Origin of the sequence: Rhodococcus sp. ARP2, assembly GCF_001029585.1 — a bacterium.
Lineage (GTDB): Bacteria > Actinomycetota > Actinomycetes > Mycobacteriales > Mycobacteriaceae > Rhodococcus_F > Rhodococcus_F erythropolis.
Genome location: NZ_LEKE01000086.1, coordinates 216,042 through 230,486 on the forward strand (window position 1 = coordinate 216,042; position 14,445 = coordinate 230,486).

Here is a 14,445-nt window from a genome sequence, read left to right on the forward strand (position 1 = left end):
GCGTTGCGCTAGAGATTGCGCAGTCGCACGATTTCCTTGTCGAACTCGTCGATGTTCTCGATCGACGACATGTGACCGACGCCCGGCAACACGATCAACCGTTCGAGGTTGCCGGCGTCGTCGAGGACCTGCGCAAGCTTGCGCGCATGGACCGGCGGAGTGAGCCGATCGAGCGAACCGACGAGCACGGTGGTCGGCACTTCGAGATTGTCGAGTCCCTCGTGAATGTCGAGGGTGCTCAGCGCTGCTCCCCAACCGCCACGAATACGCGGCTTGCACTCACGAACGATGTTCTCGCAGAACTGAATCTCGGCCTTGGTCGCGTTCGGTGACATCGAGACGTACTGGATCGCCTTCGTCATGGCGCCCGAGGAGACAAACGGAACGGGCGAACTGAGGATGGCGCGGCCCACGGGGACCGGCACCCGAGGAAAGCGATTGGGCAGTGGGATGACCGTGGTCTCGGCGATCAACCTTTCACTCGCGGTGCTCGCGAGCATGACCGCCGACGCGTACTTCTTGACCTCGTCGGGGTGACGACCAGCCCAGGCGATGATGCTCATCCCGCCCATGCTGTGACCGACGATGACCGCCTTCTTGTCCTCGCGAACCGTGGCTGCCAGCACGGCAGAAAGGTCGTCGGCGAGGACGTCCGGGCCGAGCGGAAGATTACCGACGGTGCTGCGTCCGTGACCGCGCTGATCGTAGGTGATGACGCGATATTCACCGGCAAGCGCATTGACCTGCGGGTACCAGAATTCGGTTGAGCACGTCCAGCCGTGACTGAGAACGATCGGATCGCCGTCGACGGGACCGTAAGCCCGGACATTGATGATCGCACCGTCGTCGGTGGTCAGTTCGCTGATATCAGCTTTGAGCGTCGGAGTCTTCAGGAGTGCGTTGGGCTCGACGTCGCTCGAAAGAGTCAACCCGCGCGTGGATCGCCGATGACGGATCCCAGCGACTGCCGCGACGAGTGCTCCCACTCCGACGGCGCCTGCCAGTACTCGAAGCTCTGTGGTTCGCGAACGACTGGACATGCATTTACCCCTGACTGCTGCTGACGACAGACGGATGCAATCTATGTGTGACTGCCGTTAACCGACACTATCACTCGAACAACGCGCGTTGTCAGCGTTGGAGCGAAGAGTGGGGCAACACACGGTGACCTGGAACCGCGTCACCGGATGAGCAGAAACCGCGGCCCACTACCAGCGGGAACCGCCATGCTGGATGTCGTCCACGCGCGGTCGAACGTCGACGAGATATACACACACTGCAACAACCGCGATGATGCCCAGGAGACCGACAGGGGATGTCGCCAGCAGGATCAACGCCGCAACGATCAGAATTCCGAGCCAGATCGGCTTGGTCAATTTGTTCACCGCGGTAAAGGCGTCCGGACGCTGCCTGACGGCATGAACGATCGCGTAGACAGCACCCACCAACGCGAGCACTTTCAGTGCGAGAAAGATCAGACCGACTAGCCCATCGACTTGAGTCACAACTACATCCTAAGTTCTCATCCGGTTCCCGACGAACACGAAGGCTCCCACACTCGGCTGAGCGCGGGAGCCTTCGTCAGGTGGAGCTGGGCAAAATCAGGCCTTCTTGGCCGGAGCAGCCTTCTTGGCCGGAGCCGGCGCGGTGGCCTTGGCCGGAGCAGCCTTTGCCGGAGCAGCCTTGGCCGGAGCAGCCTTCTTGGCGGCGGTGGTCGCGCGCTCCTGGACGTCGGAAGCGGCAGCGGTCACGCGAGCGGCAGCTTCCTTGGAAGCCTCGTCTGCCTGGTCACCGAGGTCGAGGACCTTCAGTGCTGCCTCGTCGCCTGCGTCGGCGATCTTCTCGCCGGCGTCAGCGATCTTCTCGCCGACCTCTTCTGCGGTGTCGGAGATGCGTCCGGCAGCGCGGCCGGCCAGCTTGGCAGCCTGCTCGCCCACGGCGCGCGTCTGACGAGCAACGGTTCCGAGTGCATCTTCGGTCAGCTCGACGGCGTCGCCGAGTGCCGACTCTGCAGCAGCGATGCCCTCTTCGACTGCGGGCTGCTTGCGGATGCGCTCGACTGCGTCTTCGCCACGCTCTGCGAGGGAGTTGTACAGATCGCCGGCAACCTTGAGGTATGCCTCGGCGACCTTGCGGAGTTCCTCGGGTGCGAACTTCTCTCGCAGCTCGGCGAGCTCTTCGGGCAGCTCGGACGGCAGGCCGGCGAGACGCTCGCGCAGTGCCTCGACGCTCTCGGCAACGTCACCCTGAACGGAAGCAAGCTTCTCGCGGGCACCGTCGACACGGCCGTTGACGTCACCCTGGGTGTTCTCGGCGCGCTCACGAACCTGAGCGACTACATCGGCCACGGCCTGGACAACCAGGTCGCCTGCGCCGACAGCGGCGTAGAGCGAGGTCTTGACGCTGTCGATGGCGTTCTTGTCAGTCATCTTGTTCTCCTAGTGAAGTCTCGGTGTCTGGAATTGCGGCCGATTCAGCGAAATCGGGCGCTGCGGCTGGTCTGGACGACTCGTTCTCGCGACAGAACGAGTCATAGATTTCGAGCAGTACTTGCTTCTGCCGTTCGTTGATGGCCGTCTCGGCCAACACCGCGTCCCTGATGGGACTGTGCGGGCGTTGTTCGAGATATCCCGCTTGGACGTACAGGACTTCTGATGAGACCCGAAGACCCTTGGCAATTTGCGCCAGTACGTCTGCCGACGGTTTACGCAATCCGCGTTCGATCTGACTCAGATACGGATTGCTGACGCCGGCGAGTTGAGCAAGTTGGCGCATCGAAACTTGGGCGGCTTCCCGCTGTGCACGAATGAACCCCCCGATGTCGTGTGCCGCAGAGCTGACGACGCGAGCTGCCAAGTCGCTTGCTCCGGCTGCGGCACCGGATAATTCACGATCTCCGTCATCGGAGTTCGTCGACTTCGCTGGCATTGCGTCCTCCCTTTCCAGTGGACATTTCCCAGGATAGGAGAGGGTGCTAACTATTGCAAGCACTACTGCTAGCACTCGTGGTGGACGTCACATACCGGACAGCTCAGCCGAAGATGAGCGTCGAAATCGTGTAGATCAGCAGCCCGGCGATCGAGCCGACAACGGTGCCGTTGATACGGATGAACTGAAGATCTCGACCGACCTGCAGCTCGATCTTCTGGCTCGCTTCGTCGGCATCCCACCGCTCGACCGTGTCGCTGATGACTCCGGTGATCTCGTCGGTGTAGTTCTCCGCGATGTACTTGGTGCCCTGCACCAGCCAGCCGTCGACCTTCTCACGCATGGATTCGTCGTCTCGCAGCCTGATTCCGAAGCCGGCCACGTTCTCGGCGACCTTGGTCCGCAGGGTGCTGTTCGGATCGTCGACCGACTCCATGATGAGGCGCTTGGCGACCTGCCACGTCGAGGACGCCAGACCCGTCACTTCCTCGCGGCCCATGATCTCCGCCTTGATCCCTTCGGCCTTCTTGATGGTCTCCGGGTCGTTCTGCAGATCATCGGCGAAATCGATCAGGAAGCGGTTGGCGGCGAGACGTACCTCGTGTTCCGGGTTGGAACGGACCTTCCAGGTGAACTCGACGAGTTCCTTGTAGATCTTCTCCCCCAGCATCGCGTCGACGAATTTCGGCGACCACGCCGGCGAATCGCGAACGATCACACGGTCGATCGTCTCCTGGCTGCCGAGTGCCCACTGATGCGCGCGCTCGGCAAGCAATTCGATGATCGGCAGTTGCTTGTTGTCCTTGAGCAACTCCCCGAGCACTCGGCCGATCGGCGGTCCCCACATGGGCTCGGCCAGCCGCTTCACGATCGTGTTGTCGATGATCTGGGCAATGTCCTCGTCGCGAAGAACCTCGACCATCCCGCGCAATACCGTCGACGTCTCGGCGGCGACGCGAGCGGCATTGGCAGGTTCAGCCATCCACGTACCGAGGCGGAGCGGAATCTGCGCCTGCTGCACCTTGGCCGACACAACCTCGGGAGCCAGGAAGTTCTGACCGACGAACGAGCTCAAACTGGCTCCGAGCTGGTCTTTCTTACGCTTGATGATGGCAGTGTGCGGGATGGGAAGCCCCATCGGATGACGGAAGAGCGCGGTGACGGCAAACCAGTCGGCAAGCGCGCCGACCATGCCCGCCTCGGACGCGGCCCGGACGTACCCGACCCACTCTCCGGCGCCGCGGGATTCCTGCCACCGGCAGAAGATGTAGACCACCGTCGCGAAGCCGAGGAGGCCAGTGGCGAAGACTTTCATCTTGCGAAGGTCCCGACGCTTGGCGGCGTCGTCGAAGGCGGAGAGGCTCAGTTGCTGCACCCTCGCCATTGTGCCGAAAGGTGTGACGCGGCGTAGCGCGAGCGACACGATGTCCGATTCGCTAGGACTTAATCCCCCGAACCGCGGATGTGAGTGCCCGAGATAAAGGCACGGACATTAAGCTGGACCAGAAAGTAGACCGATCGGACGTGGCTCGCACCACAGATATGAGATGACTCGTGGCCAAGAATGCCGTGCAGGACAACGAGCAGGTAGACGGCCCAGTCGTTGCTGATGCGAAGCCCGAGAAATCCGACGGTCGCAAGCGTCGGTGGCGCGAACACAAGATCGCTCGCCGCGAGGAACTCGTCGACGGCACCATCGCTGCTATCCGGGCCCGCGGCCGTGAGATCGGCATGGACGAGATCGCGTCCGAGATCGGTGTGTCCAAGACCGTGCTCTACCGGTACTTCGCCGACAAGAGCGACCTCACCACCGCCACGATGATGCGGTACGTCGAGACCATCCTGTCGCCGCGTATCTACGAAGCGATCAGCGGTGATCTCGACGATTTCGAACTCACCCAGGCCAGCATCACCGCGTACGTCGAGACGGTGGCATCCGACCCCGACATCTACCTCTACGTCATGGCCAACGGCGCCGGCGCCAACCGCGACGTCGTTGCCGATTCCGAGCGCATGATCGCCGAATTGCTCTCCACGGTGTTGGGCAATCGTCTTCGCGAGATGGAGATGGATTCCGGCGGTTCCCTGCCGTGGGCGTTCGGGATCGTCGGCGGAATTCAGCTCGCGACGCACTGGTGGATCTCCAACAAGTCGATGTCCGCAGAATCGCTGATCGACTACCTCACCATGATGACGTGGGGCGGCATCACCGGCATTGCTGCGGTCAACGGATCACCGGCCAAGTTCAAGTCGGTTCCGCATCCCCTCGTCAAGCCTGCCGAGGACTGACTCGCCCGAGACCGAACTTTCGAGCCACAGGGGTCGATCCTGTGGCACTCTTTCGGCATGGCACAAGACTCGCTGTGGGAAACACCGGCCGCCAAGACACTGCGGGCGGAGCCCGGGTTCGAACTCGATCAACTCGATCGCAACAGCACTCCGGGATTCACCGGAAACAAAGCTGACGGCGAACGTCTACTCGAGGAGCGCGGCGCGGTCCTGTCCGACCTGCAGGAGTTGCTCTACGCCAACGGCAGGTCCGGGGACAGCCGTTCCATCCTGCTGGCCCTGCAAGGAATGGACACCGCAGGCAAGGGTGGCATGGTCCGACACGTGATCGGTCACGTGGATCCTTCGGGAGTTCAGCACGCGGCCTTCGGCGTCCCGACCGAAGAGGAAAAGCAACATCACTACCTCTGGCGGATCAAGAAGGAACTCCCCCGCGGCGGCTATCTCGGTGTGTTCGATCGCTCCCACTACGAGGATGTCCTGGTCGTGCGTGTCCACGATCTTGTCCCTGAGGATGTCTGGAGCGCGCGCTACGACGAGATCAACCAGTTCGAGAAGGAACTCGTCGACGCCGGAACCACCATCGTGAAGGTGGCGATGTTCGTCTCGCTCGACGAGCAGAAGAAGCGGCTCGAAGAGCGGCTCGACCGCCCGGACAAGTACTGGAAGTACAACCCGGGTGATGTGACCGAACGCGGTTTGTGGCCTGCATATCAACAGGCGTATCAGGCAATGCTCGACAAGACGTCGACCGAGCACGCGCCGTGGTACGTCGTGCCGTGTGATCGGAAGTGGTACAGCCGAATTGCGGTCACGGAGCTACTGATCGACGCTCTGGAAAAGCTCGATCTCGACTGGCCGCCTGCCAACTTCGACATCGAGGCGGAGAAAGCGCGACTGGCACAGTCCTGATCAGAAGCAGTCCTGATCAGAACAGGTGTGGGGATTCGCGGTGCACTTTGTGGTCGTGATGAACGGTGCTGGTGTACAGGGCAACCGCCAGTCCGATGGACGCGACGCCGGCGAGCCCGGCAATCAACGCCCAACCACCGTGCCCTGAACCGGCGGCCACGAGAAAGCTGCCGAGACAGACAACTGTGGCCAGCACCAGGAAATACGACGCCCACGCTGCAAAGAGATTGAGCTTCATCGTTCGCTCCTCCGGTCGGATCTCTTTCGTTTCGACCGTACGCCGGAGCATGACGGTCGACAAGACACTCCTGTCGTGAGGTTTCCCGACGTCTACGCCGGGTAGCCGAATTGCATGGACATCGGAACTCTTTACCGCGGAATCGAATCGGCGCGCGGACTGGACGGTCCGTCCACTGGCATCAGACGCCGAATCCTCCAGATCACCGAGCGATCCGACAGATCGCGTACTGTCGCCGCACTTCTGCGCGGCGCCCTCGTCGGGCATCCCATCCATCCCGCCCTCGTGACCATTCCCGCGGGCGCGTGGACGGCTTCGCTGATCTTCGACGTGTCAGGCGATCCGCAGACTGCACGACGGTTGATCGGGCTCGGACTGGTCTCGACGCCGCCGGCTTTGCTGACAGGCTGGCTGGACTGGTCCGAACGTGGCGACGTCGCACGCCGTGTGGGGCTGGTACACGCCGCATCGAATGCTGTGGGGATCTGGTCTTTTGCCGCGTCGTACAGGCTACGCGGCAAGGATTCACTCGCGCTGGCGCGAGTTCTGTCGGTGCTGGGGCTCACCGCGGTCGGTGTCGGTGGCGCGCTCGGCGGTCACATCGTTTTCAAACTCATGGACGATCCTGCCGTCGAGGCTGCAGCGACTCCGGTTCTCGATCCCATCCTGGACGTGGTCAACTGAGCTGATCGGACCTCAATACTATTCAGGCGTAAGCACTTCCGGAGTAGCTCCGTAGTTCTCGCGCGGTCTCGTCCGAATCCGCCAGTGGCCTGTTCATGACCCAGTGCGGGCTGCGCGTGCCCAGTGTCGCGGCAAAGTCGGCGACGGCGTCCGGGGTCGGCACTGCGTGTGCGCCCAGATATCCGAGAACGATGAGGTCCTCCCCTGAACGAGTCTCCACGGCCAGGGCCCAACCGCACGTCTCCTCCCACAGCAACGCCACCTCACGCCCAGGGAAACGCGGCACAGTTCGATCCAACGCGATGTAGGCCTCCAGAGGATGCTCGCGCCTGCAACACCATTGCTCTATGCCGGCCCCCACGCCGACCGCCACCCGTTGTACGTACCGCTCGAACCCGAGTCCGACGGTTGCGTCGACCAGCATTTGTTCTGTCATCGAACCTCACTCCTCGCCATCGTGTTTGGAATGTGCCCAGCGCTGACCGCGCCGAAACCCGGTTCAGATCACGGACTCCGGGTATCCCCAGACGAACCGATCAAGTGGAGAGGGGACCCGATGAAGTACTCGCCCGCTATGGCTCCCGGACGAATGCTGAAGATCTCCATGGTGTCGGTGAACGCCGATCCACTCGCACCGGTGGGCTGCTCGGCAGCCGGTGCACAGAACCTGCACGTCGACGAACTGTCCGCGGCCCTGGTTCGCGCCGGACACGATGTCACCGTCTTCACCAGGCGGGCACACGTCGGTGGACCGGACCGCGTTCGCGCCCGCGCCGGGTACTCCGTCGACTATCTCGAAGCCGGACCGACACACGCTCTCCCGGACGCCGAAATACTCCCCCACCTGGGCACCTTTGCCAGCATTCTGCGCGCTCAGTGGAGTACCGACCGACCCGATGTGGTGCACTCGCACTTCTGGATGTCTGGTGTGGCAACGGAACTCGCGACCCGCTCACTCGGCATCCCCGTACTTCAGACATTCCATTCCCTGGGATCTGCGGCGCACCGACACCTCGGAGCAGCCGACGACAGTCCATCGGAGCGGACTCACCTGGAACCATTGATCGCCAGGGGCGCAACCCATGTGATCGCGACAAGTTCGGACGAGATCTTCGATCTGGTTCGGCAGGGGTCACCACGATCACGGACCACGATGGTGCCCTCGGGCGTCGATACCGAAGCGTTCACCCCGGAGGGACCCGCCGCGAAGAAGACCGCGCCGCATCGATTGATCTGCGTCGGAAGGCTGGTGGAGCAGAAGGGCTTCGATGTTGCCGTCGCCGCGCTGGCTTCGCTGCCGGACACGGAGTTGGTGGTGATCGGCGGGCCACCCGTCGCGCAACTGAGCACCGACGAGGTTGCGATCCGCTTGGTCAAGCTCGCCGAGCGGCTCGGCGTCGCAGATCGAGTCCAATTGTTGGGACGGGTTCCGCACCGCCAACTACCGAAACTGATGCGGTCGGCCGACGCCCTCGTATGCACCCCCAGATACGAACCTTTCGGAATCGCGGCGCTGGAAGCGATGGCGTGCGGAGTTCCTGTAGTCGCGACTCCTGTTGGCGGACTGCGGGATACGGTGATCGACGGACTCACGGGGCGTCGGGTGCCGGTGAACAGCCCCGTGGAAACCGCGCGCGCGGTCCGGCATCTTCTCGACGACGAAGACGAGGGCGCGGCGTTTGCACGGCAGAGTCGGGCCCGAGCGTGCGAATCGTATTCATGGGATCACGTCGCCACCGAGGTGGTCCGAACCTACGGCCGCTGCGTCACAGCACCGCCGAGAGCCCGCCAACACAAGGGCACTCACCGAAGTGAAGTGCACTGACGCTGATGGGCTCTACGAAGCTGATTTCTCGAAACTGTAGGTGACTCGAAACTATCGGCGAAAGGGCGGTATCAAGCCGGGAAACGTCGGGTCTCTTCGAGTCCGATTGCATGATCCAGCGACTCGTAGCAGGCAAACATCGACTCCTGACCAGCTGCTTTGAGTAGCCTCTGAACCGGGCGGGCGCAGACGAGCGCGAGTGTGCCGCCCACGTCGCGTGATCGCGTCGACAGGACCGACAGCACGGACAAGCCGCACGTCCCCATGAATTCGAGTTCGGAGAGATCGACAACCAGCGTCCGGTCCGCGGCAACGTGGTACGTCAAGAAGTCACGAAAAGCATTGGCGCTCATCAGGTCGATCTCGCCACGAACGTGGATCACAGCGGTATGTGCACTGATGCGGTGCGCGTGAAACGATGCGGTCGCTGTCCCGGTCGCGGGAGGTCCGTAATCTACCGATCCCTTCGCCGCGTTCGTAAAGCCTGAAATAGATGATCCTGGAACAACAGTCATGGTTCTCCCATCCCGCAACGGTTTACACTCTGCAAAAGAGAAGGGACCTCCGAAGGAGCCGCACGATGAACGGGTCTCCAGAATTACGGATAAATCCCTCATCGGCTGTGTGCTCAACCTCGGTTTGAAACAGTACGCCAGCATGACCGGCGTCACAAGTGCGTTGCGACCATTCGTTTCGGTGTTCCGAACAAAAATGTGGTTTGGTCTGCGGTTCCGCGAGGTAATCCGATGTTGCGATCGCCAACGGTCGTGAGCAGAATCGTGTCGTTTACCCCGGCACCACCATCGACCAAATTTCGTGTTCGGGGGTCACTGTGAAGGTCGAGATGGGTATCGTTCTCGGCACCAGACTTCACCGCGACCCCTGGTACGACGATCCGGAGAACTTATGGCACACCTCAGCGCACTCGAGCCCGATCAGGATCAGACTCAGCCAGTTGTGGAGTTGAGGATTCAAGCGACTCTCGATCAGCTGTCGATTTTGCGTGCACTGGCCGCCACTGTTGCCATTCAGGAAAACTTCGACCTCGACGCCATCGCCGACATCAAACTGGCCATGGACGAAATCTGTACGCATCTGATTGTTCGTGCTGCGCCTGATTCGGTTCTGGTGTGTCGGTTCGTGTTCACTCCCCCGCAACTGCACGTATCCGTATCGACGACAACCACGGAGTACGAGGACAGCACTCAACGATCGTTCGGGTGGCACATCCTCACCGAGCTCACCGATTCGATTTCGCTCGACCAGGAAGAGAACCTCGGCGGCGTCGGCTACATCACGACCATGAAGTTCACCAAGGCCCTCAGCGGGCGCCTGTGACCGCTTCCGCAGACGGCCCGTCACGCCCGCGCCGGCGGTCCACCGACGAATATCGGGACGTCATACCCGTTTTCGAGGAAATGCGGACCCTCGAGCCCCACAGCCCGGAGTACGAACGAGTGCGCACCGCACTGATCACCAGGTGCCTACCGTTGGCCGAACACATCGCCAGACGATTCGACGGGCGCGGCGAGGCACACGACGATCTGGTTCAGGTGGCGCGCCTCGGTCTGGTCAACGCCGTCGACCGTTTCGATTCCACGCGCGGATCCGATTTCGTCTCGTTCGCGGTTCCCACCGTGATGGGCGAAGTTCGACGACACTTCCGCGACACCGGTTGGGCATTGCGGGTTCCACGCCGGATGAAGGAGTTGCACTTCCAACTCGGGCAAGCCATCAGCGAGCTGTCACAACAACTCGGGCACGCGCCGACCGTCGACGAGTTGGCCGAGACGTTGGGGATCGAACGTGAAGAAGTTGCCCAGGCGTTGATCGCCGGCAACGCGTACCAGACCGTCTCGGTCGACGGTGCCGCGTCCAATCACACCGACGATCTTCCGCTCGTGGAAACACTCGGTGACTACGACGCAGCACTCGAGAACGTCGAGAATCACGAGGCCTTACGTCCACTTCTCGACAAGCTGCCCGAACGAGAGCGGACGGTGTTGATGCTCAGATTCTTCGGAAACCTGACGCAGACACAGATCGCCGAGAAAGTCGGTGTGTCCCAGATGCACGTGTCGAGATTGCTCGCGAAGACATTGAGTAACCTTCGCGAGCAACTCGACTGAACGTGACTGAGGTGGTCAGATTGTTGCGGTGTCGATCACGAATCGGTATCGAACGTCGCTCTTGATCACGCGCTCGTAAGCGTCGTTGATGTCGCTCGCCGGAATCAGTTCGATTTCTGCGCCGATGCCGTGCTCGGCGCAGAAGTCGAGCATCTCCTGTGTCTGCGGGATGCCGCCCACCATGGAGCCGGCGAGGCTACGACGGTTTGCGGCGAGCGAGAATGCTCGAACTTCGATCGGCTTCTCCGGCAGGCCCAGTTCGACGAGCGTGCCGTTGATGGCGAGCAAGGACATGTGGGCGTCGATATCGAGATTGACCGAGACCGTGTTGAGGATCAGGTCGAACTCGCCGCGAAGAGCCTTGAACGTCTCACGGTCATTGGTCGCGTAGTAGTGATCGGCGCCGAGACGAAGGCCGTCTTCCTTCTTGCCGAGCGTCTGGCTCAGGACGGTAACTTCCGCGCCGAGCGCCTTGGCGATCTTCACACCGACGTGACCGAGGCCGCCGAACCCGATGATGGCGACCTTCTTGCCGGGGCCGGCATTCCAGTGCCGCAGCGGTGAGTACAAGGTGATGCCGGCGCACAGCAGCGGCGCGGCAACGTCGAGTTCGATGCCCTCGGGGATCGAGAGAACAAAATGCTCGGTGACGACGATGTGCGTCGAGTAGCCACCCTGAGTGCGCTCGCCGTCGCGTCCGGTGGCGTTGTATGTACCGGTCACACCCTTGCGGCAGTACTGCTCTTCGCCGGCCAGGCAGGCGTCGCACTCTCCGCAGGAGTCGACGAAGCAGCCGACGCCCACGCGGTCGCCGACTTTGTGCTTGGTGACATCCGAACCCACCGCGGCGACGACGCCGGCGATTTCGTGTCCGGGGACGATCGGGTACTTGGCTCCGCCCCACTCGTTGCGAGCGGTGTGGATGTCGGAGTGGCAAATGCCGGCAAATTTGATGTCGATGAGAATATCGAGTGGACCGAGCTCGCGGCGTTCGACGGTGGTCTTCTCGAGCGGACCGTCAGCGGACGTCGCGGCGTAAGCAGCAGCAGTAACCATGCACACATGCCTACCCGTGCATGGAGGGACCTGCAAATCGCAGGCCCCTCCATGACGTGTTCTTGACGTGACTTACCCGGCGTCGCGCTCCGCTTGTTCGGCGCGACGACGCAGGCGCCTCGCGGCCGCAACCATGTTGCGCAGCGAAGGCTCGAGCTGCCATGGATGGCGGGTCTTGAGGCCACCGTCCGGGTTGGCCCACAAACGATCGAGAGAGATCGATTCGCTTGCCTCGGTGAGCAATTCGTCGAGCTCGTCGATGTCGGGAATCCGAGCCGAACGAGATTCGTACACACCGGGGCCGACGCCGTGCGTGAGCGCGCCTTCCTTGAGTGCTTCGAGAACCCACGTGATGGAGCGGGTCGCGACGATAGCCGTCACATCGGCGTCCAACCGTTCGATGGCGTCGACCACCGACGACCGAGCGGAGTACGTCAGATGTGTGTGGATCTGTGTTTCCGGCTTCGCTCCACCCGTTGCCAGACGGAACGCGTCGACGGCCCACTCCAGGTAGGCCTCCCGGCCGTCCTCACGCAGTGGCAGCAGTTCACGAATTGCCGGCTCGTCCACCTGGATGATGGCGATTCCGGCAGCTTCGAGATCCGCGATTTCGTCTCGAATGACAAGTGCCAGTTGCTCTGCCGTTTCGTAGAGCGGCTGATCCTGACGAACGAACGAACGGGCGATCATGGTGACCGGACCCGTCAGCATGCCCTTGACCGGCTTGTCGGTCAGCGACTGCGCGTACGCAATCCACTCGACCGTCATCGGCTTCGGACGTGCGATGTCGCCGTAGAGAATCGGCGGACGCGTGCAACGAGATCCGTAGGCCTGAACCCAACCGTTGTGCGTGAAGGCATAGCCCTCGAGCAGTTCGGCGAAGTACTGGACCATGTCGTTGCGCTCGTGCTCGCCGTGCACGAAGACATCGAGACCGATGTCCTCTTGCAGACGGATTGTGCGCTCGATCTCTTCCTGGATGCGCTTGTAGTAGTCGTCCCACTCCAAACGCCCCTGGCCGAGTTCGTAACGAGCCTGGCGAATCGCGTCGGTCTGCGGGAACGAACCCAATGTCTGGGCCGGAACCAAGGGCAGGTTCAACCGTTCCTGCTGAGCTTTACGACGCTCCTCGTACGGTGCACGCACACGATCTTCGGGCTTGATCGCGTTGACCCGAGCACGGACAGCGTGCTTGAGCTTGAAGTGCACCTTCGTCGGACGCTTACGCCACTTGTCCGAAGGACCTTCGGTGAGCGCCTTCGCCAAGGAGACGACCTCGCCGACCTTCTGCTTCGCAAAAGCCAGACGGTCTGCGACGTCTCCTGGAATGTCGTACTCGGAGAGCACGTCGTACGGCACGTGTAGCAGCGACGACGACGTGGAGACGACGAGGTCGGGCACAACGTCCTTGAGTTCGTTCAGGTACGTCAAGGTGTTGAACCGGTCGACGCGCCAGACGTTGCGACCGTCGACGACGCCCGCGTAGATGCGCTTGCGCTTGATGTTCGGCACCGCGGCCAGTTCCTCGGCCGTGATCTTGCCGTGCACCAAGTCCAGACCGAAGGCCTCGATCTTGGTGGGCGCCAAAATGTTGAGGGCTTCGCCGAACTTGCCGTACGGACCCGTCACCAACAGGCGCGGGCGGAGCGGAGCCGTCGACAGCTTCTCGTACGCACGTCCAAGAGCGGCTAGCTCCTCGGGGGTGCGGTCCTCGGTCACCGAAGGCTCGTCCAACTGAACACAGGTGGCACCGGCCTTGGCGAGCTGCTCGAAGAGCTTCTCGTACTCGGGCAGGAGCGCGTCCAACAAGTCGAGCGGGGTGAAGTTCGGATCGGACTTCTCGGTGGCAGGTCCGACCTTCGAGAGCAGAAGCAGCGAGACGGGCCCCATGATGACGGGGCGCAATTCGATGCCGCGCGCCTTAGCGCGTTCGAACTCGTCGAGAAGTGCCTCCGAGTTGAGCGAGAACACCGTGTTCGCGTCGATCTCGGGCTGACGGTAGTAGTAGTTCGTGCCGAAGAAGCGCACCAGCTCGAGAGGCGGGAAGTCCGGGCGACCGCGGGCCATCGTGAAGTAGAAATCGAGCGGATCGAGGGCGCCCTCGAGCGGCTTGAACCGCTCCGGCACTGCGCCGAAGAGCAGCGCATTGTCGAGGACGTGATCGTAGAAGGAGAAGGTGTTGCCCGGAACCTGGCTCAGTCCCGTCGCAGCCAGTTCACTCCAGGTCGATTCCTGGAGTTCCTTGGCGACCGCGAGAAGTGCGTCCTTGTCCGAAGTGCCGTGCCAGTAGGACTCGAGGGCGCGCTTGAGCTCACGGCGCGGCCCGATGCGCGGATACCCCAGGACGCTGGAGCCGAATGCTGCAGTGCTGCTGGACATGCGGT

16 protein-coding genes are annotated in these 14,445 nt (G+C 62.1%); 6 read left to right on the top strand and 10 right to left on the bottom strand.

What is annotated here, in order from left to right:
- Positions 1 to 8 precede the first annotated feature (8 nt).
- The 5 genes from ABX74_RS23340 to ABX74_RS23360 all read right to left on the bottom strand — a co-directional run bounded on the left by ABX74_RS23340 (position 9) and on the right by ABX74_RS23360 (position 4,312).
- Positions 9 to 1,040: an alpha/beta fold hydrolase gene (locus tag ABX74_RS23340; protein ID WP_021333908.1), complete on the bottom strand. Its 1,032-nt coding sequence runs from the start codon at positions 1,038 to 1,040 to the stop codon at positions 9 to 11.
- Between the two features lie 168 nt (positions 1,041 to 1,208).
- On the bottom strand, positions 1,209 to 1,505 hold the full coding sequence (locus ABX74_RS23345; RefSeq protein WP_003941505.1) for a DUF2516 family protein: 297 nt from the start codon (positions 1,503 to 1,505) through the stop codon (positions 1,209 to 1,211).
- A gap of 96 nt (positions 1,506 to 1,601) precedes the next feature.
- Positions 1,602 to 2,429, bottom strand: coding sequence for a heparin-binding hemagglutinin (locus ABX74_RS23350; RefSeq protein ID WP_019744417.1), 828 nt, complete (start codon positions 2,427 to 2,429; stop codon positions 1,602 to 1,604).
- Positions 2,422 to 2,928, bottom strand: coding sequence for a helix-turn-helix domain-containing protein (locus ABX74_RS23355; protein WP_019744418.1), 507 nt, complete (start codon positions 2,926 to 2,928; stop codon positions 2,422 to 2,424). Before ABX74_RS23355 ends, ABX74_RS23350 begins: the two co-directional genes overlap by 8 nt.
- 103 nt (positions 2,929 to 3,031) lie before the next feature.
- Positions 3,032 to 4,312, bottom strand: a complete 1,281-nt coding sequence (locus tag ABX74_RS23360; protein WP_046378191.1) for a DUF445 domain-containing protein — start codon at positions 4,310 to 4,312, stop codon at positions 3,032 to 3,034.
- A gap of 170 nt (positions 4,313 to 4,482) precedes the next feature.
- Here ABX74_RS23360 and ABX74_RS23365 point away from each other — a divergent pair, with 170 nt between their 5' ends.
- Both ABX74_RS23365 and ABX74_RS23370 read left to right on the top strand, forming a co-directional pair.
- The gene (locus ABX74_RS23365; RefSeq protein WP_003941527.1) at positions 4,483 to 5,217 is read left to right on the top strand and encodes a TetR/AcrR family transcriptional regulator; all 735 of its coding nucleotides are present in this window, start codon (positions 4,483 to 4,485) and stop codon (positions 5,215 to 5,217) included.
- 57 nt (positions 5,218 to 5,274) lie between these two features.
- A complete protein-coding gene (locus ABX74_RS23370; RefSeq protein WP_047889779.1) occupies positions 5,275 to 6,129 on the top strand; it encodes a polyphosphate kinase 2 family protein in 855 nt (284 codons plus the stop codon).
- A 16-nt stretch (positions 6,130 to 6,145) separates the two neighbouring features.
- Here ABX74_RS23370 and ABX74_RS23375 read toward each other — a convergent pair whose 3' ends face one another.
- Positions 6,146 to 6,367: a hypothetical protein gene (locus tag ABX74_RS23375; protein WP_020968904.1), complete on the bottom strand. Its 222-nt coding sequence runs from the start codon at positions 6,365 to 6,367 to the stop codon at positions 6,146 to 6,148.
- Positions 6,368 to 6,481: 114 nt separating this feature from the next.
- Between ABX74_RS23375 and ABX74_RS23380 the strand changes: the two genes are divergently transcribed.
- Positions 6,482 to 7,051 (top strand): DUF2231 domain-containing protein, encoded by a 570-nt coding sequence (locus ABX74_RS23380; protein ID WP_020906743.1) that lies wholly within the window; start codon positions 6,482 to 6,484, stop codon positions 7,049 to 7,051.
- A gap of 22 nt (positions 7,052 to 7,073) precedes the next feature.
- On the opposite strand, the gene ABX74_RS23385 is transcribed toward ABX74_RS23380, so the two are convergent.
- Complete coding sequence (locus tag ABX74_RS23385) at positions 7,074 to 7,487, bottom strand: DUF6292 family protein (protein WP_047889780.1); 414 nt, start codon at positions 7,485 to 7,487, stop codon at positions 7,074 to 7,076.
- A gap of 120 nt (positions 7,488 to 7,607) precedes the next feature.
- On the opposite strand from ABX74_RS23385, the gene ABX74_RS23390 reads away from it, so the two are divergent.
- A complete protein-coding gene (locus ABX74_RS23390; protein ID WP_020906742.1) occupies positions 7,608 to 8,876 on the top strand; it encodes a glycosyltransferase in 1,269 nt (422 codons plus the stop codon).
- A 71-nt stretch (positions 8,877 to 8,947) separates the two neighbouring features.
- Here the strand turns inward: ABX74_RS23390 and ABX74_RS23395 are convergent, their stop codons facing one another.
- The gene (locus ABX74_RS23395) at positions 8,948 to 9,391 is read right to left on the bottom strand and encodes an STAS domain-containing protein (RefSeq protein ID WP_020968900.1); all 444 of its coding nucleotides are present in this window, start codon (positions 9,389 to 9,391) and stop codon (positions 8,948 to 8,950) included.
- A 391-nt stretch (positions 9,392 to 9,782) separates the two neighbouring features.
- On the opposite strand from ABX74_RS23395, the gene ABX74_RS23405 reads away from it, so the two are divergent.
- Together ABX74_RS23405 and ABX74_RS23410 are read left to right on the top strand one after the other, a co-directional pair.
- Positions 9,783 to 10,214, top strand: coding sequence for an ATP-binding protein (locus ABX74_RS23405; RefSeq protein ID WP_020968899.1), 432 nt, complete (start codon positions 9,783 to 9,785; stop codon positions 10,212 to 10,214).
- On the top strand, positions 10,211 to 11,005 hold the full coding sequence (locus ABX74_RS23410) for an RNA polymerase sigma factor SigF (protein WP_020906739.1): 795 nt from the start codon (positions 10,211 to 10,213) through the stop codon (positions 11,003 to 11,005). The genes ABX74_RS23405 and ABX74_RS23410 overlap by 4 nt, the downstream gene beginning before the upstream one ends.
- A gap of 15 nt (positions 11,006 to 11,020) precedes the next feature.
- On the opposite strand, the gene ABX74_RS23415 is transcribed toward ABX74_RS23410, so the two are convergent.
- On the bottom strand, positions 11,021 to 12,061 hold the full coding sequence (locus ABX74_RS23415; RefSeq protein WP_047889781.1) for an NAD(P)-dependent alcohol dehydrogenase: 1,041 nt from the start codon (positions 12,059 to 12,061) through the stop codon (positions 11,021 to 11,023).
- A gap of 72 nt (positions 12,062 to 12,133) precedes the next feature.
- The gene (gene metE / locus ABX74_RS23420; protein WP_019744430.1) at positions 12,134 to 14,440 is read right to left on the bottom strand and encodes a 5-methyltetrahydropteroyltriglutamate--homocysteine S-methyltransferase; all 2,307 of its coding nucleotides are present in this window, start codon (positions 14,438 to 14,440) and stop codon (positions 12,134 to 12,136) included.
- Positions 14,441 to 14,445: the final 5 nt, after the last annotated feature.